Origin of the sequence: Cyanobium gracile UHCC 0139 (assembly GCF_034931325.1) — a bacterium.
In the GTDB taxonomy this organism is placed as follows: Bacteria; Cyanobacteriota; Cyanobacteriia; order PCC-6307; family Cyanobiaceae; genus Cyanobium; species Cyanobium gracile_B.
Genome location: NZ_JAYGHX010000005.1, coordinates 85,313 through 107,589 on the forward strand (window position 1 = coordinate 85,313; position 22,277 = coordinate 107,589).

Below are 22,277 nucleotides of genomic sequence, written 5' to 3' on the forward strand. Positions count from 1 at the left end.
GACCTGCTTCACAGCTCGCAGCGGGAGCGGGCCATGAGTTCATCCATCCAGGTGCGTGCCCGACGGGCATCGGAGAAGGGCAGTTCCTCCTGCTGGCCGCCCCCCACGAGCCGTAGGCGGCAGGCTCCTTCGCTCTCTTCGGTTAGGGGGGCCTCCCCGGAGCTGAGGGAGAGCAGCTCGACCATTTCCAGCTGCTTGATGGTGAAACGGCCCACGGGCTGGAAGCTGCCGGCCACGAACCGGCTCCAGGTCAATTCCCCGTTGACGAGCCGGGCGGCCCCGCAGCCGTCCAGCTTGGCCAGTTCGGCGCCGCTGGCCCAGTCGCGGAACTGCTGCTGGCGCCGCCGCTCGACCCAGCCGAGGGCCACCAGGAGCACGAACGCCGCCAGCAGGGGCAGCCACAGCAGGCCATGGATCATGGCGCCGTTCCTTCCACGTTCATCCGGAACTCCGATCCTCCCGCGCTGGATAGCAATTGGTGCACCAGGTCGGGGAGTGGACATCCGCTGGCCTCCCACAGCATGGGGTACATGCTCTGGCTGGTGAAGCCCGGCAGGGTGTTGATCTCGTTCAGCCAGAGGTTGCCTGTGGCCTCGTCGTAGAAGAAGTCGACCCGGGCCAGCCCCCCGGCGTCCACCGCCCGGCAGGCGGCCAGCGCCATGGCCCTGGCCCGCTCGCTCACCGCCTCGCCCACGGGGGCGGGGATGACGGTGTGGCTGTGGCCTTCGCTGTACTTGGTCTCGTAGTCGTACCAGTCGGAGTCGAACCGGATCTCCCCGAGCACCGAGGCGCTGAGGCCGTCGCCCGGGCCCCCTTGCCGCCGCAGCACGGCGCATTCGAGCTCCCGGGCCCTGACGCCCTGCTCCACCACCAGGCGCCGGTCGAGGCCCGCGGCCAGCTCCAGGCCCTTGAGCAGGCCGGCCCGGTCGCTGGCCTTGCTGATGCCCACCGAGGAGCCCATGTTGGCTGGCTTGACGAAGCAGGGGTAGCCGAGGCTGCTCTCCAGCCGCTCCAGCAGGGCTTCTCTCCCACCGGCGGCGCTCAGCTCATGGGCCGCCACGCAGGCGTAGGGCACCTGGGGCAGGCCGGCGGCGGCGAAGGCGGCCTTCATGGCCTGCTTGTCCATCCCCAGCGCTGATCCCAGCACCCCGGAGCCCACGTAGGGCACCCCCATCAGGGTGAACAGTCCCTGGATCGTGCCGTCCTCCCCGTTGGGGCCATGGAGCACCGGGAACCACACCTCCATCTCCAGGGCGCCGTCGGGGAAGCCCCGGAAGCCCCCCGGCTCCGCCGATCCCGGCAGATCCGCGGGCTCGGCCGGCACTCCCCGCTCCAGCACCGCCGCGGCCACGGCGTCAGGCCACCAGCGGCCGCCGCGGTCGATGTAGAAGCTGCTGACCCGGTAGCGCTCGGTGTTGGCCCCGCTGCGCAGGCCCCGCAGCACGGTGCGGGCCGAGAGGATCGAGACGGCATGTTCGCCGGAGGCTCCCCCGAACACCAGGCCGACGCGGGTGGGGGTGGGGGCCATCGGCACAGGAAAGAGGGCCAAACGTATCAGCGAATGCCGCTCCGGCCCAGGGGCCGGCCGCTGAGGCTGAACGGACGCACCCTCTCGATCGCGACGTCCACCAGGTCGCCGGGGGCGAAGGGGCGGCCATCGCCGGGGTCGGCGGCGAAGAAGGTGAGGCGGTTGGTGCGGGTGCGGCCCATCAGTTGCTCCGGGTCGCGGGGGTTGATCCCCTCGGCCAGCACCTGCTCCCGCCGCCCCAGGTAGCGGGCGCTGCGCTGGGCGGCCACCCGCTCCACCAGGGCGTTGAGCTCCTGCAGCCGTTCCACCTTCACCGCCTCCGGCAGTTGGTCGGGCCAGTCGGCCGCCGGTGTGCCGGGCCGCGGCGAGTAGGCGGCGGTGTTGACCTGGTCGAAGCCGATCGATTCGATCAGGTCCAGGGTGCGGCGGTACTGGGCGTCGGTCTCGCCGGGGAAGGCCACGATCACGTCGGCGCTGATGGCGGCATCGGGGAGGCGCTGGCGGATGCGCTCGATGATCCGCCGGTAGCGCTCCACGGTGTAGCCCCGGGCCATGGCCCGCAGCACGTCGTCGTCACCGCTCTGGAAGGGGATGTGGAAGTGCTCGCAGACCTTGGGCAGGTCGGCGCAGGCGTCGATCAGCCGGTCGGTGAAGTAGCGGGGGTGGCTGGTGGCGAAGCGGATGCGCTCCAGGCCTCGCACGTCGTGGACCTCCCGCAGCAGGTCGGTGAGGGTGTGGGCCCGCCGGCCCTCGGCGGTGATGCCGGGCAGGTCGCGGCCGTAGGCGTCGATGTTCTGGCCCAGCAGGGTGACCTCCCGGTAGCCCCGGGCCGCCAGCCCCTCCATCTCCAGGCGGATCGCCTCGGGCAGGCGCGACTGCTCCCGGCCCCGCACCGAGGGCACCACGCAGTAGGTGCAGTGCTCGTTGCAGCCGTAGATGACGTTCACCCAGGCGCAGACGGCGCTGTCCCGCCGGGCGGCGGTGATGTCCTCGAGGATGTGGTGCTCGTCGGTGGCCACCACCTGCTGGCCGGTCTCGACCCGGGTGAGCAGGGCCTCGAGCCGGTTGGCGTGCTGGGGGCCCATCACCAGATCCAGCTCCGGCACCCGCCGCAGCAGGGACTCGCCCTCCTGCTGGGCCACGCAGCCGGCCACCACCAGGGTGAGGGAGGGGTTGGCCCGTTTGCGCTGGGCCTGCTTACCCAGGTAGCTGTAGACCTTCTGCTCGGCGTTGTCCCGGATTGTGCAGGTGTTGTAGAGCACCAGATCGGCGCTGTGCTCGTCGCTGCCGGGGCTGTACCCCATGGCTTCGAGGATGCCGGCCATGCGCTCGGAATCCGCCTTGTTCATCTGGCAGCCGAAGGTGGTGATCCAGTAGCTGCCGCGCCGTGCCGACGGCGCCTGCTCGGCCTGCGGGCCGGAAACGGTGGCTGTCATGGGATCCAGTTTCCGCTATCGCCCTGCCGGCGTCAGCGCGGCGTCTGTGGCAGCGTGAATCTCCCGGCCCCTTTCTGGCATGCGCTGCCGCCTGAGCCGCTTTCCCCTCACCAAGGCGGTACCGCTGGCCATCAGCCGCGGCACCACCGCCGCCGTCGAGCACCTGCTGCTGGAACTCGAGCACGAGGGCATCACCGGCCGCGGCGAGACCGGCGGCTTCGACACCGGCCACAGGGCCTACCGGACCGACGACCTGGCCGCCGAGCTGGAGGCTGTCCTGCCGGCCCTCGAGAGCGCCATCCCGGAGCCGTTCCAGGCCCTCGCCCCCCTGCTGGACACCCTCTCGCCCCCGGCCCGCTGCGCCGTCGACCTGGCCCTGCATGACTGGTGGGGACAGCGGCTGGGCCAGCCGCTGTGGCGGCTCTGGGGCCTCGATGGCGGCGCCATCGTCCCCACCAGCGTCACCCTGGGCCTGGGCAGCGAGGCGGCGGTGCTGGAGCGGCTGGAGCGCTGGTGGCAGCAGCTGCCCGCCAGCCGCATCAAGCTCAAGCTTGGCAGCCCGGAGGGCCTCGACCATGACCGGGCCCTGGTGCGGGCGGTGGCCCAGGCGCTCGAGCGGCGCCACCAGAGCCATGGGGTGGCCGGTGAGCTGCAGGTGGATGCCAACGGGGGCTGGAGCCTGGAGCAGGCCCGGGCGATGCTCGGCTGGCTCGACGCCCAGGGTGTGGCTCTGGTGGAGCAGCCCCTGGCCCCCCTCGAGGATCCGGAGGCCGATTGCGCTGCGTTTGCCGCCCTGGAGCTCGACTGTCCCATCGCCCTGGTGGCTGACGAGAGCTGCTGGAACCTGGCCGACCTGGTGCGGCTCGCCCCCTACGTTGATGGCGTGAACATCAAGCTGCTCAAGAGCGGCGGGCTGGCGGAGGCCCTGCTGATGGCCAGGGCCGCTGGGCGCCTGGGCCTCGGGGTGATGCTCGGCTGCTACTCCGACAGCGCCCTGCTCAACGGGGCCGCCGCCCAGCTGCTGCCCCTGGTGCGCTGGCCGGACCTCGACAGCCACCTGAACCTGGTGGACGACCCTTTTGGCGGTCCCGCCCTGGAGGGGGATCGGCTGCGGCCGGGGACGGCTCCTGGCCTGGGGGTGCTCGATGCTCGGTTCTGACGTCCCGATCGTGCTGCTGCAGCACGGGGGCCTGGACAACCTCAGCGGCAAGACCGGGCTGGCGATGCTGCGCTACCGCCACGGTCCGATCGTGGCGGTGGTGGATCCGGACCACCCCGGAGCCGACCTGCGGGCGCTCACCGGCATCGAGCGGGCCGTGCCGGTGGTGGGGTCGCTGGCGGAGGCCCTTCCCTTCGCTCCCCAGGTGGCGGTGGTGGGGCTGGCGCCCTCCGGCGGCCGGTTGCCGCCGGCCATGGTCCCCGACGTGGCGGCCGCCCTGGAAGCGGGGCTGTCGCTGGCCAGCGGTCTGCACAGCCGCCTGGCGGACGATCCGGCCCTGGTGGGCCTGGTGCGGCCGGACCGCTGGATCTGGGATCTGCGCCGGGAGCCGCCCGGCCTGACGGTGGCCTCCGGCCGTGCTGCGGAGCTGCCGGGCCGCCGCCTGCTGGCGGTGGGCACCGACATGTCGGTGGGCAAGATGAGCGCCTGCCTGGAGCTGCTGGCCGCCGCCCGGCGCCGCGGCCGCGATGCCCGCTTCGTCGGCACCGGTCAGGCCGGCATCCTGATCAGCGGCGGGGGGGTGGCCCTCGATGCCGTGCGCATCGATTACGCAGCTGGTGCCGTGGAGGCGGCGGTGCTGGACGCCGCCGCGGGCGCCGGCCCGGACACCCTGATGCTGGTCGAGGGGCAGGGCTCCCTCTGCCACCCGGGATCGAGCGCCACCCTGCCCCTGATCCGCGGCAGCCAGCCCACCGATCTGCTGCTGGTGCACCGCGCCGGACAGCAGACGATCCAGCGGCTGTCGGACTGCCCGCTCCCCCCCCTGCCCCAGGTGATCACCGCCGTCGAGGCGCTGGCGGCCCTGGGCCGGCCGGCGGGATCCGCTCCGGCCCCCAAGGTGAGGGCCATCGCCCTGAACACCGCCCACCTCGATGTGGCCTCGGCGGCGGCGGCGATGGCGGCCACCGCCAGGGAGACGGGGCTGCCCTGTTTCGATCCGGTGCGGCAGGGCGGCGAGGCGCTGCTGACGCTGCTGCTCAGCCAAGAAAGAAGCCCGACGCCGTAGCGCCGGGCCTGAAGGGCGAGCGAGGGGACTCGAACCCCCGAATGGTGGCGCCACAAGCCACTGCCTTAACCACTTGGCGACGCCCGCCGCGGTCTTTGCCAATGTATCAAGTGAGCCTGCCTGGCCCCCCCTCTTGCCACCGCCGACCACCGCCACCCGCACCGTTTCCGGCCTCCTGGGCCTCACCGCCGTCGCGGGAGGCCTGATCGGCCTGGCCGTCACCAACCCCGGACCGGCGGCCTTCGAGGAGTTCGCCGCCGACAAACTCACCGAACTGGCCAGCGAGGAGCTGTGCCGCAACGAGGGGCTGCCGCTGCTGGCCCGGTTGCTGATCCAGAACTGTCCGGAGTTGGTGCGATCCCAGCGCAAGGTGCTGGGACGCCTGGCCCGGGAGCATTCCCGCCGCTACAACTTCGGCCTGCTCAGCATTTACGGCACCCGGCTGGGGGGCGAGAAGGTCCTGCCCAACTGGAGCATCCCCCGCTACGACGCCGTCACCCTGGCGATGGCCGGCCATTTCGTGCTCCTCAGCGCCGGCGAGAGCACGCCAGGGAGCCCGATGCCGTGAGCGGGGCGGCCCCTCCGCCTGGCCGCCTGCCCCTTCCGCCTGGCTGCCTGCCACCGATGCGGATCCCCAGGCTCCTGCTGGACCCCTGGGTCCCCCTGCCGGCCGCTGACGACCAGGGGCTGGTGACGGTGCAGCTGGAGCATGGCGATGGACGGATCCGCGCCATCCACGGGCTGGCCGCCGGCTCCGGCGGCGACGGGAAGGGCGGCTCGGCGGCGCCCCTGGCGCTCACGCCGCTGGTGGAGCCCCACGCCCATCTCGACAAGGCCTTCAGCGGCGCTGCGTTCCCCAACCCTGAGGGCACGATGGCGGGCGCCATGGCGGCGAACGGCCGGGAGGCGGCCGACCGCCAGGCCGAGGCGGTGCGCCGGCGGGGGGAGCGGGCCCTGGAGCGGGCCTGGCGCTACGGCCTGCGGGCGATCCGCAGCCACATCGACAGCCTCGGCCCCTGGGCCACCCCAAGCTGGGAGGTGCTGCTGGAGCTGCGCGACCACTGGCGCGGCCGGGTGGAGCTGCAGTTGGTGGCCCTGGTGCCGGTGGGCCACTGGCGCACGCCCGAGGGGGAAGCGTTCGCCGCCTGGGTCGCCGCCCGCGGCGGCCTGCTGGGGGGGGTGCTCGGCGCCCCCTTCCGCTCCACCCCGGCTGACCGCGCCGGACTGCTGGCCCTGCTGCGGCTGGCGGAGCGCCTCGGCTGCGGTGTGGATCTGCACGTCGACGAAAGCGCCGAGGACCACGGCCGGGGCGTGGCCCTGGTCAGCGAGCTGCTGCTGCGGCACCGCATGGAGGTGCCGCTCACCTGCAGCCACGCCAGCAGCATGGGCCTGCTGGCCGACCGCCCCTGCCGCCGCCTGGCGGAGGCGATGGCGAGTGCGGCGGTGGGGGTGGTGGCCCTGCCCACCACCAATCTCTGGCTGCTGGGCAAGCACCACCGCCGCACCCCGTCCCTGCGGCCCCAGGCTCCGATCCGCCAGCTGCAGGAAGCCGGGGTGACCGTGGCCGTGGGGGCCGACAATGTTCAGGATCCCTGGTTTCCGGGGGGGGATTTCGATCCCATCGCCCTGCTGCGTTTCAGCCTGGCCTCCAGCCATCTGATGCCCTGGCGGCGGCTGGGGCTGAGCCCCTTCAGCACCGCCGCGGCCCAGCTGCTGGGCCTGGAGTGGGACGGGGTTCTGCGGGAGGGGGCCCCGGCCGATCTCATCGTGCTGGGGGCCCCCTCCTGGACCGAACTGCTGGCCCGCCCCCCCCGGCGGCGGGTGCTGCGGGCGGGCCGCTGGCTGGAGCCTCCCCCCTGCGAAGAACCGTCCCCATCCCTGGCCGCCTGCCATGCCTGACACCGCCTTCCCGGCCCCGCTCCCCGCACCGGCCGATCCGGAACGGATCGGGGCCCTGGCGGCCGAGCTGGCTGCCAGCCCGCTGGGCCTGACGCCGATCCTCGCCCCCGCCGAACTGGGGCGGCTCTCGGCCGACTTCCACGACTATTCCCCCGTGCTGGAGCCCCTGCTCAAGGGCCGCCGTGCCCAGCTGGCGGTGAAGGTGGAGCGGGTGGAGCAGGTGATGGCGGTGGCCGGGGCCTGCGCCCGCCACCGGGTGCCGCTGACCCTGCGGGGTGCCGGCACCGGCAACTACGGCCAGTGCGTGCCCCTGGCCGGGGGCCTGGTGCTCGACATGGGCGGCCTCAACCGTCTGCGGTCGCTGGACCCGGACAGCGGCGTGATCGAGGCGGAGTCGGGTTGCATCCTGGCCCAGCTGGATGGCCAGCTGGTGGCCCACGGCCGGGCCCTGCGGTTGGCGCCCAGCACCTACCGCAGCGCCACCCTCGGGGGCTTCATCGCCGGCGGATCGGGCGGCCTGGGGTCCCTGCGCTGGGGATTCCTGCGCGATCCGGGTCACCTGCTGGGGCTGGAGGCGGTGACCCTGGAGGCCGAGCCGCGGCTGCTGCGGCTCGATGCCGCCGCCAGTGCCCCCCTCAACCACGCCTACGGCACCAACGGCATCATCACCGCCCTGCGGATGGCCACCACCGAAGCGGTGGCCTGGGAGCCGCTGGTGGTGGGGTTCGCCCGCTGGGAGGAGGCCCTGGAGACTGCCCGTGAGCTGCCCACCACCGCCCTGCTGCTCAACGCCCTCTGCCTGCTGGAGGCCCCGGTGGCGGCGGCCATGCCCTGGCCCGCCGGCTGCCCCGCCGCCGCTTCCGGAGAGCACCGGCTGCTGCTGCATGCCGCCCCCGACAGCCTGGAGCCGCTGCCCGGCTGGCTGGCGGCCCGGGGCGGCCGGATCCTCTGGCAGGGCCGCCGGCCGGAGCCCGGACGGGGGCGGGGCCTGCCCCTGGCGGAACTCACCTGGAACCACACCACCCTGCACTGGCGGGCCCAGGCGCCGGAGTGGACCTACCTGCAGCTGCTGCTGCCCCGGCCGGAGGCGCCCCTGCTGGAGGCGGTGCGCGGGCGCTGGGGCACCGACGTGCTCTGGCACCTGGAGGGGGTGCGCCACCTGGGGGCTCCCCGGCTGACGGCCCTGCCCCTAGTGCGCTGGCAGGGGCCCGAGGCCCTGGCCGACCTGGTCGCCCAGTGCCGCGCGCTGGGGGCGGTGCCCTTCGATCCCCACGTGATCACCGTCGAGGATGGGGGCCTGGGGGTGGTGGACGCCGATCAGGTGGCGGCCAAGGCCGCCTTCGACCCGGCCGGACTGATGAACCCGGGCAAGCTGCGGGGCTGGCGGGGCTAGAGACGTTCCGTCAATGCCTCAGCGGCAGTCCAGGCTCAGGCGGGTGTCGGCGCCGGTCACCGGGTTGGTGCCCCGGGCCTCGCGGCAGAGGTTGCGCTGATCCACCCGGTCGAGCAGGGCATCGGTGAAGTCCGCATCGGTCACCGTGGCGCCGGTGAAGTTGCTGCCGGAGGCGATCGCTCCGCGCAGCACCGCACCGGTGAGGTCGGTGCCGCTCATGTCCACCTTGTCCATCAGGGCGTCGCTGAGATCGGCGCCATGGAAGTCGGCCTCCGGGAAGGCGGCCTGGGTGAGGATCGCCCCGTGCAGATCCGCGTCCCTGAAGCGGGCCTGGCGGCCCGTGGCCCCGGCAAAGGAACTGCCCGCCAGCTGCTGGCCGCTGAAGTCCTTGCCGCTCTGGTTGGTGAGGGTGTAGTCGACCCGGTCCTGGAAGTCGGCCAGGGCGCCGGAGGGGGCCAGCAGCAGCAGGCCCAGCACCAGGCCGAGCAGCGCGCCGGTCAGTCGCAGGCCAGGCCGACGGGGGCTGCCCGCAGACCGGGGGGCATCGGAGGCGGGGGCCGTCGTCATGGACCGTGGCTGCCGGGGACCCCTCCAGGCTGGCCCGCCCCGGGGACTTCGTCAGCCTCGGGGGCGTCGAACAGGGGCAGCACCGCCCCGAGCAGGAACAGGGAGCCGGCCACCACCGGCAGCGGCCCGCCTGGCAGCAGGCTGTCCAGTCCGGCGGCCAGGCTGGCGGCCGGCTCGAGCTGGTCAGCCTTCCCCGGACAGGTGGCGGCCAGCTCCTCCAGCGTCCAGCTGGCGTGCTCCGGCACCGCCACCACCGTGGCTCGATCGCCGGGGCGCAGCAACAGCTCCAGCATCAGCGCCCCCTCCTTGTGGCGCTGGATGCCCAGCAGCCAGCGGCGCGGCCGGCCCCCGTCGACGCCCCCTGGTTCGCCTCCGTCGAGCTGGTCGAGCTCGCGGCGCAGGGTCGCCGCCGCCGGGGGATTGTGGGCCCCGTCGATCAGCAGCTCGCGGCCCCGCCAGCGGTGCCGCTCCAGCCGCCCCGGCCAGCGGGCCGCCTCCAGGCCGGCGCGGATCGTCTCCGCGTCCAGGGGCGTGCTGGCCAGGGGGCCGTCCGGGGCGGTCAGGGCCCGGGCCATGGCCACTGCCACGGCGCCGTTATGGCGCTGCAGCTCCCCCGCCAGGCCCAGGCGGGGCCCGCCGTCGGCCACGGCCGGCAGGGGGTCCAGCCACTGCAGGCTGGCGCCGCAGCGGCGGGCTTCCGCTTCCAGCACCCGGCGGGCCTCGGGTTCCTGGGCGGCGCTGAAGGCCCGGCAGCCCGGTCCCATCACGGCGGCCTTCTCGGCGGCGATGGCGGCCAGGGTGTCGCCGAGGTGTTCACGGTGGTCGAGGCCGATGGCCCCGAAGCCGATCACCGGCCGGTGGGGGTGGACGGAGGTGGCATCGAGCCGTCCCCCCAGGCCCACCTCGAGCACCGCCAGATCCACCCGCTCGCGGGCGAAGTGCTCGAAGGCCGCCGCCGTGATCAGCTCGAAGGGGGTGAGCCGGTGCTGGCGGGCCAGGGGCTGCCAGCGGGCCAGGCCGTCCCGCAGGGTGGTGGGGGTGATCCAGGCGTCATCCACCTGGATCCGCTCGCACCAGCTCACCAGGTGGGGGGAGCGGTAGGTGCCGACGTGGACACCTGCGGCCCGCAGGATCGCGTGCAGGAAGGTGCAGATCGAGCCCTTGCCGTTGGTGCCGGCCACCTGGGCGGCGGCGAAGCGCCGCTCCGGGTGGCCCCCCTCGGCCAGGGCGCCGGCCAGCCGCTCCAGGCCCAGGTCGACGCCGCGGCGGGCAAAGGGTTCGAGCAGGTCGCCCAGGTCGACCGGGGGGGGCAGCGGGGACGGCACGGACAGGGACGGATCAGGCCAGGCTGTGGAGCGCCTTCTCCAGGCGTTTCACCGCCTTGCGCAGCTGGCGGGGCCTGATCACCAGCGGCGGAACGAACCGGACCACCCCGGGCCCGGCCGGCACCAGCAGCAGGCCTTCGGCCATGGCCGCCTTGACGATCTCCGCAGCGGTGGGTCCGCCCTCGCGCAGCACCAGGCCCCGCAGCAGACCCCAGCCGCGCTCACCGGCCAGGCGGTCGGGATGCCGGGCCACCAGCTCCTGGAGCAGGGACTGGAGCAGCGCACCGTTGGCGCCCACCTTCTCCAGCAGGCCCCGCCGTTCGATCTCCTCGATCACCGTGAGGCCGGCGCGGCAGGCGAAGGGGTTGCCGCCGAAGGTGCTGGCGTGGTCGCCGGGGCGGAAGTGGTCGGCCGTGGCCTTCACCGCCAGGGCGCCGATGGGGATGCCGCCGCCCAGGCCCTTGGCCATGGTCAGGGCGTCGGGCTCGACCCCGAGCTGTTCGTACCCCCACCAGTGGCCGCTGCGGCCGACGCCGATCTGCACCTCGTCGAAGATGAGCAGGATCCGATGGGCATCGCAGAGCTCCCGCACGCGCCGGAAGAAGGCGGGATCGCCGGGGTGGACCCCGCCCTCGCCCTGGATGGGTTCGAGCAGCACGGCCGCCACCCGGGGCCCATCGGCTTCACAGGAGGCCAGCAGCGCTTCGAAAGCGGCCGTGTCGTTGTAGGGGAAGTAGCGGAAGCCCGACACCATGGGCTCGAAACCCTGGTGGTACTTGGGCTGGCCCGTGGCGGTCACCGCCGCCAGGGTGCGGCCGTGGAAGCTGGCCTCGGCGGTGAGGATCAGCGGATCGGCGATGCCGCGCACCTGGTGGCCATGCTTGCGGGCCAGCTTGATGGCGGCCTCGTTGGCCTCAGCGCCGGAATTGCAGAAGAAGACCCGGTCGGTGCAGCTGCGGGCGGTGATCGCCGCGGCCAGGGCCTCCTGCTCCGGAATCCGGTAGAGGTTGGAGACGTGCTGGAGCCGGCCCAGCTGCCGGCAGAGCCGCCGCTGCAGCACCGGATCGCTGTGGCCCAGGGTGCAGACGGCGATGCCGGCCACCATGTCCAGATAGCGCCGTCCCTGGTCGTCCCAGAGCCAGACGCCGCGGCCCCGGCTCAGCGCCAGGGGATAACGCCCGTAGGTGTCCATCACCGGGGCGATCGACGTCGCGACGGGTGCCGTCTGGATGGGAGCGGTGGGACTCGAACCCACATGCCCGAAGGCGCTCGATTTTGAGTCGAGTCCGTCTACCAATTCCGGCACGCTCCCGAAGGAGCGACTCTAGGCGGCGACGGTGGGCAGCCTGCGGATCGAGGCGCCGGCGGCGTTGAGCTTGCCCTCCAGATCGGCATAGCCCCGGTCGAGGTATTCCAGCCCCCGCACGGTGGTGATGCCGTCGGCGGCCAGGCCCGCCAGCACCATGGCGGCGGAGGCGCGCAGGTCGGTGCCGTGGACGGGGGCACCGCTGAGGCGGGCCACCCCTTCGACGCAGGCGGTGTTGCCCTGCATGCGGATCGAGGCGCCCATGCGCTGCAGCTCGGCCACGTGCTGGAGACGGTTCTCGAAGATGTTCTCCACCACCATGCTGGTGCCCTCAGCGGTGGCCAGCAGGGCCATGAACGGGGCCTGCAGGTCGGTGGGGAAGCCGGGGAACGGCTGGGTGCGCAGATCCACCGCCCGCACCTTGCTGGCGGTGAGGATCAGGCCCTGGCCATCGGCCTCGATGCGGCAGCCCGCTTCCTCGAGCTTGGTGATCACGGCACCGAGGTGCTCCGGAAGGGCCGGGAACACCCGCAGCCGGGAGCGGGTGATGGCGCCGGCCAGCAGGAACGTGCCGGCCTCGATGCGGTCGGGGATGACGGCGTAGTCGGCACCGTGGAGTCGTTCCACCCCGACGATGGTGATGGTGGGGGTGCCGGCGCCGCGCACCTTGGCCCCCATGGCCAGCAGCAGCCGGGCCAGGTCGATCACCTCCGGCTCCTGGGCGGCGTTGTCGATGACCGTTTCGCCGTCGGCGAGGGCCGCCGCCATCATCAGGGTCTCGGTGGCGCCGACGCTGGGGCAGTCGAGGTGGATGTGGCCGCCGGTGAGGCGGCGCTGGCGGCCCGGCACCACGGCGGTGACCACGCCGTGCTCGATGGTGACCTGGGCGCCGAGGGCCTTGAGTCCCTTGACGTGCTCCACGACGGGGCGGGTGCCGATCTGGCAGCCGCCTGGCAGGGGCACCTGGGCCATGCCCATGCGGGCCAGGAGGGGGCCGATGCAGAAGAAGCTGGCCCGCAGGCTGTTGACCAGCTCATAGGGCGGGGCGGCGGTGGTGATGTGGTCGCCGTGGAGGACGATCGCGTCGCCTCCGCGCTGCACCCGCACCCCGAGGGCGGAGAGGATCTCCCCCATGGCCGTGATATCGGTCAGGGGAGGCACATTGCTCAGCCGCAGGGCGTCCTCGGTGAGCAGGCAGGCGGCCATCAGCACCAGGGCCGAATTCTTGGCGCCGCTGACCCTCAGTTCCCCGTCCAGACGCCGTCCACCACTGATCTCCAGCCTGGTGCCGGCGATGGCCTTGACAGGCATGGGGGATACGGTCATGGACAGGAGTCCTGGTATCAATTTCGGGGGCATCTTGACAACGAATGATCCCGTCGTCTAGGGGGTCGCCGCTCAAACTGTCTTGCCCGCCACGGGCCGCCGTTGTCCGGGGGGTGGGTCGCCGGTGATGATTTATGCTCCGTTCAGCGCCGCGGTCTCCGTGGCGGCTAATCGCCCGCGGATGTGGCGGAATTGGTAGACGCGCTAGTTTCAGGTACTAGTGGCAGCAATGTCGTGGGAGTTCAAGTCTCCCCATCCGCATCATTTTTTTATGATTGTCCTCAAGATCACCAACGCGTCCGACGTCGTCGCGGCGAACATCGGCCGGTTTCTGGAGCGGCTGACTCCGGACGAGTACGACCAGACCAAGGTGGAGGACATCGTGATCGATCGTCTGGTGGCGAACCTCAAGGCGGAGGGCATCCGGGGCGAGGTGGCCGCTTTCAAGGGGCTCGACCTCAGCGATGACGACCTGGTCATCCACGATCAACTCAAGCTCCGGCGCCGCAAGACGATCTGACATCACCGGGTCCCTCCCCTGACCACCGCACTCTGCAGCCGGGCAGCGAGCCGATCCGCAGCGTCCGCAACCCCCTCGTCCAGGCGCTGCGGCGCCTGCACCGGCCCAGTGGCCGAAAGGAGCAGGGCCTGATCCTGCTGGAGGGTACCCACTTGCTCCAGGAGGCCCTCGCGCAGGGCCTGCGGCCCCGCCAACTGCTGGCCACCCCCGACTGGCTGGCCCGCCATGGCGCCCTGGTCGAACGGCTGCCGGATCCGGGCCGGCTGCGGATCGCCAGCCCCGAGGTTCTGGCCGCCGCAGCCACCACCGGCCACCCCGACGGGGTGCTGCTGACCCTGGAGTCGGCCGATCTCCCCGCCCCGGCGGAGGCGACTCCCGATTTCGTGCTGGTCCTCGACCGGCTCCAGGACCCGGGCAACCTGGGCACCCTGCTGCGCACGGCGCTGGCGGCGGGGGTGGAGCAGGTGTGGCTGTCGGAGGGGGCCGATCCGCTGCAACCCAAGGTGCTGCGCGCCTCCAGCGGTGCGGCCCTGGCCCTGCCGATCGAGCGGCTGGCGGCCACCGACCTGCCCGGCCGCCTGGTTGCGGCCCGGGAGCGGGGCGTGCAGCTGGTGGCGGCGGTGGTGCCCGAGGCGGGCGGCGCCGCCCAGCCCTACTGGGAACTGGACTGGTGCCGCCCCACGGCCCTGCTGCTGGGCAATGAGGGGGCGGGGCTGGCCCCGACGCTGGCCCGGCTGGCCGACCGGCGGGTGACGATCCCCCACAGCCCGGCGGTGGAGTCGCTGAATGTGGCGGCCGCGGCCGCCCTGCTGCTGCTGGAGCGCCCCCGCCAGGCCCACGGCCGGCCCGGGGCCTGACAGGGGAGAATGCCGCTACCCATGCAGCCCCGTCCGGTGACCGCAGCACCCGCCTCCCCTCCCTCCGGGTTCGATTTCGATGTGATCGTGATCGGTGCCGGGTATGGCGGTTTCGATGCGGCCAAGCACGGCGCCGAGCACGGCCTGAAGGTGGCGATCGTCGAATCCCGCGACATGGGCGGCACCTGCGTCAACCGCGGCTGCGTTCCCTCCAAGGCCCTGCTGGCGGCCAGCGGCCGGGTGCGGGAACTGGCCGACGCCGAGCACCTCAAGGGGTTCGGCATCCACGCGGCCCCGGTGCGCTTCGAGCGCCAGAAGATCGCCGACCATGCCGCCCAGCTGGTGGCCACGATCCGCACCAACCTCACCAGGACGCTGGAGCGGGCCGGCGCCACGATCCTGCGGGGCAAGGGCCGCCTCGATGGCCCCCAGCGGGTGGCGGTGCGGGAGGCCAGCGGCGTGGAGCGGGTGTATGCGGCCCGCGAGGTGATCATCGCCACCGGCTCCGATCCGTTCGTGCCGCCGGGCATCGAGACCGACGGCCGCACCGTGTTCACCAGCGATGAGGCCATCAACCTGGAGTGGCTGCCCCGCTGGATCACGATCATCGGCAGCGGCTACATCGGCCTGGAATTCGCCGACGTCTACACGGCCCTGGGCTGCGAGGTGACGATGATCGAGGCGCTCGACCGGGTGATGCCCACATTCGATCCGGACATCGCCAAGATCGCCGCCCGCCACCTGATCGATGGCCGCGACATCGACGCCCGCTCCGGCGTGCTGGCCAGCAGGATCACCCCCGGCTGCCCGGTCAAGATCGAACTGGTGGATATGGCCACCCGCGAGCCGGTGGAGACCCTGGAGGTGGATGCGGTGCTGGTGGCCACCGGTCGGGTGCCGGTGAGCAAGGACCTCAACCTGGCCAGCGTGGGGGTGGAGACCAACCGGGGCTTCATCCCCGTCGACGACGGTCTGCGGGTGCTGGCGAACGGGGCGCCGGTGCCGCACCTGTGGGCCGTCGGTGACGTCACCGGCAAGATGATGCTGGCCCACACCGCCGCCGCCCAGGGCACGGTGGCGATCGACAACATCCTCGGCCACGCCCGCCGCATCGACTACCGCTCGATCCCCGCCGCCACCTTCACCCACCCGGAGATCAGTTCGGTGGGGCTCTCGGAAGCCGATGCCAGGGAGCTGGCCGCAGCCGAGGGCTTCGAACTGGGAGCTGTGCGCAGCTACTTCAAGGCCAACTCCAAGGCCCTGGCCGAACTGGAGAGCGACGGCCTGCTCAAGCTGCTGTTCCGCAAGGACACCGGCGAAGTGCTCGGAGCCCACATCTATGGATTGCATGCCGCCGATCTGATCCAGGAGATCGCCAATGCGGTGGCCCGGCGCCAGGGGGTGCGGCAGCTGGCCAGCGAGGTCCACACCCACCCCACCCTGAGCGAGGTGGTGGAAGTGGCCTACAAGCAGGCCGCCGCCAGCCTGGCTACCGCGGTGGGTGCCTGAGATGGAGATCCGTCGCCGGCCCCCCAACCCCTCGGTGCGGGTGGCCCACCTGGAATTCGGCACCCCCCATCCCGAGGAGAGCCCCCGCCACATCCTCGAGGAGATCGTCTGGGAGAAGGACCGGGAAGTGACCGCCGCCCGGGAACGGGTGAGCCTGGAGTCCCTCAAGCAGCAGGTGGCCGACCTGCCCCCCACCCGGGATTTCGCGGCGGCCCTGCGGGCCAGTTGCCGCAAGCCGGCGGTGATCGCCGAGATCAAGAAGGCCAGCCCCAGCAAGGGGGTGATCCGGGAGCATTTCGACCCCGTCGCCATCGCCCGGGGCTACCGCGACGGCGGCGCCAGCTGCCTGTCGGTGCTCACCGACAAGCGCTTCTTCCAGGGGGGCTTCGATGTGCTGGTGGCGGTGCGGGAGGCCGTCGAGCTTCCCCTGCTCTGCAAGGACTTCATCCTCACCCCCTACCAGCTGTTCCAGGCCCGGGCCGCCGGGGCCGACGCAGCCCTGCTGATCGCGGCGATCCTCACCGACCAGGACCTGGCCTATCTGCTCAAGGTGGCCCGGGGCCTGGGGCTGGCGGTGCTGGTGGAGGTGCACGACGCGGCGGAAATGGAGCGGGTGCTGCGCCTTGAGGGTGTGAACCTGATCGGCATCAACAACCGTGATCTGGCCAGCTTCACGGTGGATCTGGCCACCACCGAACAGCTGATGGAACGCTTCGGCGAGCAGCTGCGTGCCCGCGGCGCCCAGCTGGTGAGCGAATCGGGCCTCTTCAGCCGGGAGGATCTGGATCGGGCCGTCAGTGCCGGCGCCGATGCGGTGCTGGTGGGGGAGGCGCTGATGCGCCAGGACGACGTGAGGGCGGGCCTGGAGATCCTGATCGGGGGCTGATCACCTGCCGGGGCGCGGTTCACGCGGATCAGTCCTTCTCCAGGACGGCCCGGGCCGCATCCAGCTGGGCACGGGCTTCCGGACTCACCTTGGGGTAACTCAGATGCAGTGAATCGAGGGTTTCGATGATGGCGGCCGCGACGGCGATGCGGGTGAACCATTTGTTGTCGGCGGGTACGACATACCAGGGGGCGTGGCGGCTGGCGGTGTGCTGGATCGTTTCGTTGTAGGCGTCCATGTAGTCATCCCAGAAGGCCCGTTCCTTGATGTCATTTGCGGAGAACTTCCAGTTCTTCTGTGGACGGTCGAGGCGCGCCAGAAATCGCTTGCGCTGCTCCTCCCTGGAGACATTCAGAAAGAACTTCCGGACGATGATGCCATTGTTGTTCAGATAGGTTTCGTAGTTCCGGATGTCTTGAAATCGCTCATCCCAGATGTTCTTGGTGACGCGATCGGCCGGAAGCGTCTGCCGGGCCAGCATGTCAGGATGCACCCGAACCACCAGTGTCTCCTCGTAATAGCTGCGGTTGAAGATGCCGATCCGGCCCCTTTCCGGCAGGGCATTGTTGGATCGCCACAGGAAATCATGGTCCAGATCCACTGATGAAGGTGCTTTGAACGAGGTCACCTGGCATCCCTGGGGATTGACCCCACTCATCACATGTTTGATGGTGCCGTCCTTGCCCGCCGCATCCATCGCCTGGAAGATCAGCAGCAGGGCATAGCGATCCTGGGCATAGAGAAGATCCTGAAAGTGCGCCAGCATCTGCACGCCCATCGAGAGCGCCTCCTGGGCGCGGGCTTTGTCGTCCTGATCCAGATGCAGTGTATCGCCGGGATCGAAATCTTTCAGATGGAAGTTCTTCCCATCCTCGATCCGGAAGGGCTTGGCGAATGGTCTGGCGCGCTCAAGGAAGTCCTGCTTGTCCATGCCTTTATCTCCCGGCTTCGTTTCCAGTGTTAGACCGACCCTGTGCGTTCCCGGATCCTGTCGCCATCATTCGTAAACCATGCATCGCGTTCATTCGTCAAACACATTTTTCGAGCATAGTCGTCAGACATTTCTCATAATTTTGCAGGCAGGCACGGCTTCGCCCGGGCCGACGCGATCAATCACCATAGCCACGGTGTGCAGCAACCGCAGCCATGACAGAAAACTTATCCGGGTGGTTTTTCCGGCGTTGCTGATTACAGTGAAGGAGGAGAACTGACCGGCGTCCTGACGGCCCTTTCCCTGATCCTCTGGTCGAGCTCCCCATGCCCGCCGCTCTGGTCAGTTACTCGAAGATCCTGGAGATCGTCGGCGATATTCTCCGGGTTGAGGTGCCGGCCGATGCCGACCGCAGGGATGGGGCGCCCCGGTTCAACGATCTGGCCGTGGTTCAGAACCGCAATGGGACGTCGTCCCTGGCGCAGGTCATCGCCCTGAAGCGGGACTCCGTGTCGCTGCAGGTGTTCCGCGGTACCAAGGGGGTGGCCACTGATTCGGCGGTGCATTTTCTGGGCCACCCGATGGAGGCCACCTACTCCAGCAACATCCTCGGCAGGGTGTTTCGGGGCACGGGAGAACCGATCGACGGAGGCCCCGGACTTTCTGAGGATCCCAAGGTGCCCATCGGCGGACCTTCGGTCAATCCCATGTGTCGGGTCCTGGCCTCAAAAATGATCCGCACGAACGTGCCGATGATCGATGTCTTTAACTGTCTGGTGGAGAGTCAGAAGATTCCGATCTTCTCTGTCTCCGGGGAGCCCTATAACGCCTTCCTGGCCCGCATCGGAATCCAGGCAGATGCCGATGTGGTGGTGTTTGGAGGCCTCGGTCTGATCTTCGATGACTATTACGCCTTTCGCCAGACCTTCGAGGATGCGGGCGTCTTCGCCCGCACCGTCATGTTCGTCAACCTGGCCTCCGATCCGATCGTCGAGCGCCTGCTGATTCCAGACATGGCCCTGGCAGTGGCGGAGCGGTTCGCCGTCGAGGAGGGAAAACGGGTGCTGGTGCTGCTCACCGACATGACCTCGTTTGCCGATGCCCTCAAGGAGATCAGCATCGCCATGGACCAGGTCCCGGCCAACCGCGGCTATCCGGGCGATCTCTATTCCCAGTTGGCCCGCCGTTACGAGAAGGCGGCCGACTATGCCAAGGGCGGCTCTGTGACCCTGCTCACGGTCACCACCATGCCCGGCGACGACATCACCCATCCCGTCCCCGACAACACGGGGTATATCACCGAAGGGCAGTTCTATCTGCATGACGGAGTCCTCGACCCTTTCGGCTCGCTGTCCCGACTGAAGCAGAACGTGATCGGCAAGGTCACCCGCGAGGACCACAACCAGATCATGAACACCTGCATTCGCCTCTACTCCGGAGCGCGGGATGCGGAGCAGAAACAGGCCATGGCCTTCGAGCTGTCCGATTACGACCAGCGGCTGATCCGGTTCGGAGGCCTGTTCAAGGCCAGGTTCATGGACATCAATGTGGATATCTCCCTCGAGGATGCGTTGGATCTGGCCTGGGCGACCCTGGCCGAGTGCTTTCAGCCCAGTGAGCTGCTGATGAAGCAGGAGCTGCTCGAGAAGTACTTCCCTGGCACGGCCCCGTCCCCGCCTATCTCCGCGTAATTCCGATGGCCAGGCTCTCGCTCACCAAGGCTTCACTGACGAAGGAGAAGTCCCTGCTGCGGACCTTTGAGGATGTCCTGCCATCGCTGGACATGAAGCGTCGCCAGATCGGGGCGGAGCGGGAGAAGGCCCGGCGTCTGCTGGCCGAGGCCCTCGAGAGGGCGGCGGTGATCGAGCCGGATGTGGCCGCCAGGCTGCCGATGGTCGCGAATCAATCGATCGATCTGACGGATCTTGTGGCCATCGCGACGCTGGAGATCGGCGAGGAGAACCTGCTGGGCACCCATCTGCCGGTCCTCCAGACCCTCACGTTCCGGGTCAGTCCCTATGGCGTTCTCACCAAGCCGTTCTGGGTTGACAGCCTGGTCGTTGTGCTCCAGCAGGCCATGGAGCAGACCCTCCGCATCGAGGTGGCCCGACGCCGCGTCGAACGGCTCGAAAAGGCCGAAAGGATCGTCACTCAACGCTACAACTTGTTTGACAAAGTTTTGATTCCCAGGGCTAGGCAGAACATTCGCAAAATCTCCATTGTCCTGGCCGATGCGGAACGGGCCGGTGTCGTCAATTCCAAGATCGCCAAACGCAAGAAGGAGCGCGAGGCGGCATGACGATCGTTGCCCTGGCCAAAGTCTCGATCTTCGCTCTGGCGGCCGAGAAGCAGGTCCTCCTGGAGGGACTGCAAGCCCTTGGATGCCTGCATCTGATTACCCTGGGAGCTCCGGATGGCGCTGCTGATTTCCCGGCCTCCCAGCCCGATGGGGAAGCACGCGAGGCCCTGCGCTACCTGATGGATGTGCGCCAGCGCCGCTATCCGCTGAAGGTCGATCCCACGTTCCAGCTCGATGCGGTGGTGGCGAGGGCCCTGGCGAACCGGGCACGGAAACGGGCCGCCGAGGACAGGATTCTGGCGTTGCGCCACCATCTTGCCGAACTGGCCCCATGGGGGAACTTCCGGCTGCCCGACCTGGGGGAGCTTGGTGGCCAGCGCCTGTGGTTCTACCGGGTGCCCCATTCCAAGCAGGAGCCCTTCCAGCAGGCGCTCGAAGGGCTGGCACTGCCGTGGCAGCGGATCCATGCCAGCCCCAGGCATGGCTATCTGGTGCTCATCGCTGAACAGGAACCCGACCAGAGCCTCCTGCCGGTCCAGCGGTCACATGTGGGTTCCGAATCCCCGGAGGATCTCAGGGCCGAGCTCGACCAGGCCCATGTCGCGCTCGATGACATCGAGGCCGAGCATGTAGCCCTCAGTCGCTGGATCTTTCTGCTCTCCAAGCACCTCATCCGTGCCGATGAGCAGGTGGCCCTCCGACAGGCTGGCGAGCAGACGGCCGATCTGGGTCACGTCGTTCAGGTGCAGGGCTGGATGCCGCGTCAGGACCTCCCCCGACTGACGTCCTTTGTCGAGCGGATGGGGCTGGCCTCCTGGGCCGAAAGTCCGACATCAGAGGATTCCCCTCCCACCTTGATGACGAATCCGGATCTGTTGGCGGGCGGAGAGGATCTCGTCACCTTCTATGAGACGCCGGGCTATCGCGACTGGGATCCCTCGTTGGTGGTCTTCTTCTCCTTTGCCATCTTCTTCGCCATGATCCTGGCGGATGCGGGGTATGCCCTGGTGCTGGGTGTGCTGCTCGCCATGTTCTGGAGGGGGATGGGAACCAGGCCGTCCACACGCCGGTTCCGCGTCCTGGCGATGGTCGGTCTGCTGTTCTCGCTGCTCTACGGGATGCTGGCCGGAAGTTACTTCGGGGCTCCTCCCCCGGCCGGCTCCTTCCTGGCTCACCTTCAGGTGCTGCATCTCGATGATTTCAACGCGATGATGAAGGTGTCGCTCGTGGTGGGTGGTCTGCATCTGATCCTCGCCAATGGGATCGTGGCGGCGCGTGGGGTTTCGATCGCCGAGCGCGCCAAGCCCATCGGTTGGATCGCGATCATCCTGGCGGGCCTCACGCTCTACCTCGGCGGAGGCGCGTCGACAGCCCGCGATCTGGCCATCGGCCTCGGCAGCGGCGGGCTGCTCACCATCCTGCTGCTGAGCAGCGAGCGGCCGGTTAACTCGCCGGGCAGCCTTCTGCTGCGATTGTTTGACGGACTTTCTTCATTGGCGGAACTCTCCAAACTTTTTGGAGACGTGATGAGTTACCTTCGGTTATTTGCCCTAGGGTTGGCCAGTGCCTCTCTGGCCTTGACCTTCAATCAACTGGCGGCCGAAGTTTATCGCTCCGATGTGCCCCTGGGAGTGGTCATTGCGCTGTTGATCCTTGTCCTTGGCCATGGTATCAATTTGTTGCTGGCCATCATCAGCGGCTTCGTCCATGGCCTGCGGCTCAACTTCATCGAATTCTTCAACTGGAGCCTTGACGAAGAAGGCTATCCCTTCGCACCCTTCAGTAAAAAGGAGACGGCCTTATGAACAACGACACATCCATTCTGGTCCTTGGCTGGATCGGTATCTATGCCCCAGTGGCGTTGGCGGCGATCGGTGCCTCCATCGGCTGCACCACGGCAGGGCAGGCGGCGATCGGCGCCATGATGGAGGTCAGCAGCGGCTACGGGCGGTTCGTCGGTCTGTCGGCGCTGCCTTCCTCGATGTCGATCTACGGCATCGTCGTGATGTTCATCCTCAACCGACCGGTGACCCCGGCCAATTCCGGTGGCCTTTTCGGCATCGGCCTCCTGTCGGGCCTGGCGTTCCTGATGGCGGCGATCTACCAGGGACTGTGCTGCGCCTCCGCCATATCCGGCTCCAAGGCAAAGCCGGAGATCTTCGGCCTCTCCCTGGCACCGGCGGCGATCGTCGAGGGCTTCGCTGTGTTCGCCTTCGTCTTCGCCCTGGTGGCGGCCGGGGGCATACCCAAATAGCACCGCCGCAGCGCCT

At 69.8% G+C, this 22,277-nt stretch carries 21 protein-coding genes and 3 tRNA genes; 14 read left to right on the forward strand and 10 right to left on the reverse strand.

Features of this window, described 5'->3' with window-relative positions:
* Window positions 1-8: 8 nt before the first annotated feature.
* From VB738_RS09555 to miaB, 3 genes are read right to left on the reverse strand one after another with little or no spacing between them, the layout of a single operon-like run.
* A complete protein-coding gene (locus VB738_RS09555) occupies window positions 9-419 on the reverse strand; it encodes a hypothetical protein (protein ID WP_323305530.1) in 411 nt (136 codons plus the stop codon).
* On the reverse strand, window positions 416-1,528 hold the full coding sequence (locus VB738_RS09560; protein ID WP_323305531.1) for a D-alanine--D-alanine ligase family protein: 1,113 nt from the start codon (window positions 1,526-1,528) through the stop codon (window positions 416-418). The genes VB738_RS09555 and VB738_RS09560 overlap by 4 nt, the downstream gene beginning before the upstream one ends.
* Window positions 1,529-1,554: 26 nt before the next feature.
* Window positions 1,555-2,964 carry a tRNA (N6-isopentenyl adenosine(37)-C2)-methylthiotransferase MiaB gene (miaB, locus tag VB738_RS09565; protein WP_323305532.1) on the reverse strand — a complete coding sequence of 470 codons (1,410 nt, stop codon included), beginning with the start codon at window positions 2,962-2,964 and terminating at the stop codon, window positions 1,555-1,557.
* A 79-nt stretch (window positions 2,965-3,043) separates the two neighbouring features.
* Here miaB and VB738_RS09570 point away from each other — a divergent pair, with 79 nt between their 5' ends.
* Together VB738_RS09570 and VB738_RS09575 are read left to right on the forward strand one after the other, a co-directional pair.
* Window positions 3,044-4,123 (forward strand): dipeptide epimerase, encoded by a 1,080-nt coding sequence (locus VB738_RS09570; protein ID WP_323305533.1) that lies wholly within the window; start codon window positions 3,044-3,046, stop codon window positions 4,121-4,123.
* Window positions 4,110-5,189, forward strand: a complete 1,080-nt coding sequence (locus VB738_RS09575; protein WP_323305534.1) for a DUF1611 domain-containing protein — start codon at window positions 4,110-4,112, stop codon at window positions 5,187-5,189. Before VB738_RS09570 ends, VB738_RS09575 begins: the two co-directional genes overlap by 14 nt.
* A 14-nt stretch (window positions 5,190-5,203) precedes the next feature.
* Here the strand turns inward: VB738_RS09575 and VB738_RS09580 are convergent.
* Window positions 5,204-5,276, reverse strand: a tRNA-His gene (locus VB738_RS09580).
* Between the two features lie 46 nt (window positions 5,277-5,322).
* Here VB738_RS09580 and VB738_RS09585 point away from each other — a divergent pair.
* From VB738_RS09585 to VB738_RS09595, 3 genes are read left to right on the forward strand one after another with little or no spacing between them, the layout of a single operon-like run.
* Window positions 5,323-5,757: a DUF4359 domain-containing protein gene (locus VB738_RS09585; RefSeq protein WP_323305535.1), complete on the forward strand. Its 435-nt coding sequence runs from the start codon at window positions 5,323-5,325 to the stop codon at window positions 5,755-5,757.
* A gap of 56 nt (window positions 5,758-5,813) precedes the next feature.
* Complete coding sequence (locus VB738_RS09590; protein ID WP_323305536.1) at window positions 5,814-7,088, forward strand: amidohydrolase family protein; 1,275 nt, start codon at window positions 5,814-5,816, stop codon at window positions 7,086-7,088.
* Window positions 7,081-8,481, forward strand: a complete 1,401-nt coding sequence (locus VB738_RS09595) for an FAD-binding oxidoreductase (RefSeq protein ID WP_323305537.1) — start codon at window positions 7,081-7,083, stop codon at window positions 8,479-8,481. Before VB738_RS09590 ends, VB738_RS09595 begins: the two co-directional genes overlap by 8 nt.
* Before the next feature lie 18 nt (window positions 8,482-8,499).
* Here the strand turns inward: VB738_RS09595 and VB738_RS09600 are convergent, their stop codons facing one another.
* From VB738_RS09600 to murA, 5 genes are all read right to left on the reverse strand, one after another.
* A complete protein-coding gene (locus VB738_RS09600) occupies window positions 8,500-9,048 on the reverse strand; it encodes a pentapeptide repeat-containing protein (RefSeq protein ID WP_323305538.1) in 549 nt (182 codons plus the stop codon).
* A complete protein-coding gene (locus VB738_RS09605) occupies window positions 9,045-10,373 on the reverse strand; it encodes a bifunctional folylpolyglutamate synthase/dihydrofolate synthase (RefSeq protein WP_323305539.1) in 1,329 nt (442 codons plus the stop codon). The genes VB738_RS09600 and VB738_RS09605 overlap by 4 nt, the downstream gene beginning before the upstream one ends.
* A 13-nt stretch (window positions 10,374-10,386) precedes the next feature.
* Entirely contained in the window at window positions 10,387-11,628 is a 1,242-nt protein-coding gene (locus tag VB738_RS09610) for an aspartate aminotransferase family protein (RefSeq protein ID WP_416233168.1), read from the reverse strand.
* A tRNA-Leu gene (locus VB738_RS09615) sits at window positions 11,604-11,685 on the reverse strand. Before VB738_RS09615 ends, VB738_RS09610 begins: the two co-directional genes overlap by 25 nt.
* A 12-nt stretch (window positions 11,686-11,697) precedes the next feature.
* Window positions 11,698-13,005: a UDP-N-acetylglucosamine 1-carboxyvinyltransferase gene (gene murA / locus VB738_RS09620; protein ID WP_323305540.1), complete on the reverse strand. Its 1,308-nt coding sequence runs from the start codon at window positions 13,003-13,005 to the stop codon at window positions 11,698-11,700.
* A 177-nt stretch (window positions 13,006-13,182) separates the two neighbouring features.
* Here murA and VB738_RS09625 point away from each other — a divergent pair.
* The 5 genes from VB738_RS09625 to trpC all read left to right on the forward strand — a co-directional run bounded on the left by VB738_RS09625 (window position 13,183) and on the right by trpC (window position 16,777).
* Window positions 13,183-13,266: transfer RNA gene (locus tag VB738_RS09625), tRNA-Leu, on the forward strand.
* Window positions 13,267-13,276: 10 nt separating this feature from the next.
* Complete coding sequence (locus VB738_RS09630) at window positions 13,277-13,525, forward strand: hypothetical protein (RefSeq protein ID WP_323305541.1); 249 nt, start codon at window positions 13,277-13,279, stop codon at window positions 13,523-13,525.
* Between the two features lie 32 nt (window positions 13,526-13,557).
* Complete coding sequence (locus VB738_RS09635) at window positions 13,558-14,382, forward strand: RNA methyltransferase (protein ID WP_323305680.1); 825 nt, start codon at window positions 13,558-13,560, stop codon at window positions 14,380-14,382.
* Window positions 14,383-14,403: 21 nt separating this feature from the next.
* Window positions 14,404-15,891, forward strand: coding sequence for a dihydrolipoyl dehydrogenase (locus VB738_RS09640; protein WP_323305542.1), 1,488 nt, complete (start codon window positions 14,404-14,406; stop codon window positions 15,889-15,891).
* A gap of 1 nt (window position 15,892) precedes the next feature.
* Window positions 15,893-16,777, forward strand: a complete 885-nt coding sequence (gene trpC, locus VB738_RS09645; RefSeq protein ID WP_323305543.1) for an indole-3-glycerol phosphate synthase TrpC — start codon at window positions 15,893-15,895, stop codon at window positions 16,775-16,777.
* Between the two features lie 28 nt (window positions 16,778-16,805).
* On the opposite strand, the gene VB738_RS09650 is transcribed toward trpC, so the two are convergent.
* Window positions 16,806-17,708, reverse strand: coding sequence for a polyphosphate kinase 2 family protein (locus tag VB738_RS09650; protein WP_323305544.1), 903 nt, complete (start codon window positions 17,706-17,708; stop codon window positions 16,806-16,808).
* 326 nt (window positions 17,709-18,034) lie between these two features.
* On the opposite strand from VB738_RS09650, the gene VB738_RS09655 reads away from it, so the two are divergent.
* The 4 genes from VB738_RS09655 to VB738_RS09670 are packed head-to-tail and all read left to right on the forward strand — an operon-like array spanning window position 18,035 to window position 22,261.
* Window positions 18,035-19,399, forward strand: a complete 1,365-nt coding sequence (locus VB738_RS09655) for a V-type ATP synthase subunit B (RefSeq protein ID WP_323305545.1) — start codon at window positions 18,035-18,037, stop codon at window positions 19,397-19,399.
* A 5-nt stretch (window positions 19,400-19,404) separates the two neighbouring features.
* Complete coding sequence (locus VB738_RS09660; RefSeq protein WP_323305546.1) at window positions 19,405-20,007, forward strand: V-type ATP synthase subunit D; 603 nt, start codon at window positions 19,405-19,407, stop codon at window positions 20,005-20,007.
* The gene (locus VB738_RS09665) at window positions 20,004-21,812 is read left to right on the forward strand and encodes a V-type ATP synthase subunit I (RefSeq protein WP_323305547.1); all 1,809 of its coding nucleotides are present in this window, start codon (window positions 20,004-20,006) and stop codon (window positions 21,810-21,812) included. Before VB738_RS09660 ends, VB738_RS09665 begins: the two co-directional genes overlap by 4 nt.
* On the forward strand, window positions 21,809-22,261 hold the full coding sequence (locus tag VB738_RS09670) for an ATP synthase subunit C (protein ID WP_094585394.1): 453 nt from the start codon (window positions 21,809-21,811) through the stop codon (window positions 22,259-22,261). The genes VB738_RS09665 and VB738_RS09670 overlap by 4 nt, the downstream gene beginning before the upstream one ends.
* Window positions 22,262-22,277: the final 16 nt, after the last annotated feature.

What these genes read in the sequence shown, in the direction of transcription:
- VB738_RS09570 (WP_323305533.1), top strand. Translation starts at nt 3,044, where the DNA reads ATGCGCTGCCGCCTGAGCCGCTTTCCCCTCACCAAGGCGGTACCGCTG.
- VB738_RS09555 (WP_323305530.1), bottom strand. Translation starts at nt 419, where the DNA reads ATGATCCATGGCCTGCTGTGGCTGCCCCTGCTGGCGGCGTTCGTGCTC.
- murA (WP_323305540.1), bottom strand. Translation starts at nt 13,005, where the DNA reads ATGACCGTATCCCCCATGCCTGTCAAGGCCATCGCCGGCACCAGGCTG.
- VB738_RS09590 (WP_323305536.1), top strand. Translation starts at nt 5,814, where the DNA reads ATGCGGATCCCCAGGCTCCTGCTGGACCCCTGGGTCCCCCTGCCGGCC.
- VB738_RS09665 (WP_323305547.1), top strand. Translation starts at nt 20,004, where the DNA reads ATGACGATCGTTGCCCTGGCCAAAGTCTCGATCTTCGCTCTGGCGGCC.
- VB738_RS09660 (WP_323305546.1), top strand. Translation starts at nt 19,405, where the DNA reads ATGGCCAGGCTCTCGCTCACCAAGGCTTCACTGACGAAGGAGAAGTCC.
- trpC (WP_323305543.1), top strand. Translation starts at nt 15,893, where the DNA reads ATGGAGATCCGTCGCCGGCCCCCCAACCCCTCGGTGCGGGTGGCCCAC.
- VB738_RS09655 (WP_323305545.1), top strand. Translation starts at nt 18,035, where the DNA reads ATGCCCGCCGCTCTGGTCAGTTACTCGAAGATCCTGGAGATCGTCGGC.
- VB738_RS09630 (WP_323305541.1), top strand. Translation starts at nt 13,277, where the DNA reads ATGATTGTCCTCAAGATCACCAACGCGTCCGACGTCGTCGCGGCGAAC.
- VB738_RS09640 (WP_323305542.1), top strand. Translation starts at nt 14,404, where the DNA reads ATGCAGCCCCGTCCGGTGACCGCAGCACCCGCCTCCCCTCCCTCCGGG.
- miaB (WP_323305532.1), bottom strand. Translation starts at nt 2,964, where the DNA reads ATGACAGCCACCGTTTCCGGCCCGCAGGCCGAGCAGGCGCCGTCGGCA.
- VB738_RS09650 (WP_323305544.1), bottom strand. Translation starts at nt 17,708, where the DNA reads ATGGACAAGCAGGACTTCCTTGAGCGCGCCAGACCATTCGCCAAGCCC.
- VB738_RS09560 (WP_323305531.1), bottom strand. Translation starts at nt 1,528, where the DNA reads ATGGCCCCCACCCCCACCCGCGTCGGCCTGGTGTTCGGGGGAGCCTCC.
- VB738_RS09595 (WP_323305537.1), top strand. Translation starts at nt 7,081, where the DNA reads ATGCCTGACACCGCCTTCCCGGCCCCGCTCCCCGCACCGGCCGATCCG.
- VB738_RS09575 (WP_323305534.1), top strand. Translation starts at nt 4,110, where the DNA reads ATGCTCGGTTCTGACGTCCCGATCGTGCTGCTGCAGCACGGGGGCCTG.
- VB738_RS09670 (WP_094585394.1), top strand. Translation starts at nt 21,809, where the DNA reads ATGAACAACGACACATCCATTCTGGTCCTTGGCTGGATCGGTATCTAT.
- VB738_RS09600 (WP_323305538.1), bottom strand. Translation starts at nt 9,048, where the DNA reads ATGACGACGGCCCCCGCCTCCGATGCCCCCCGGTCTGCGGGCAGCCCC.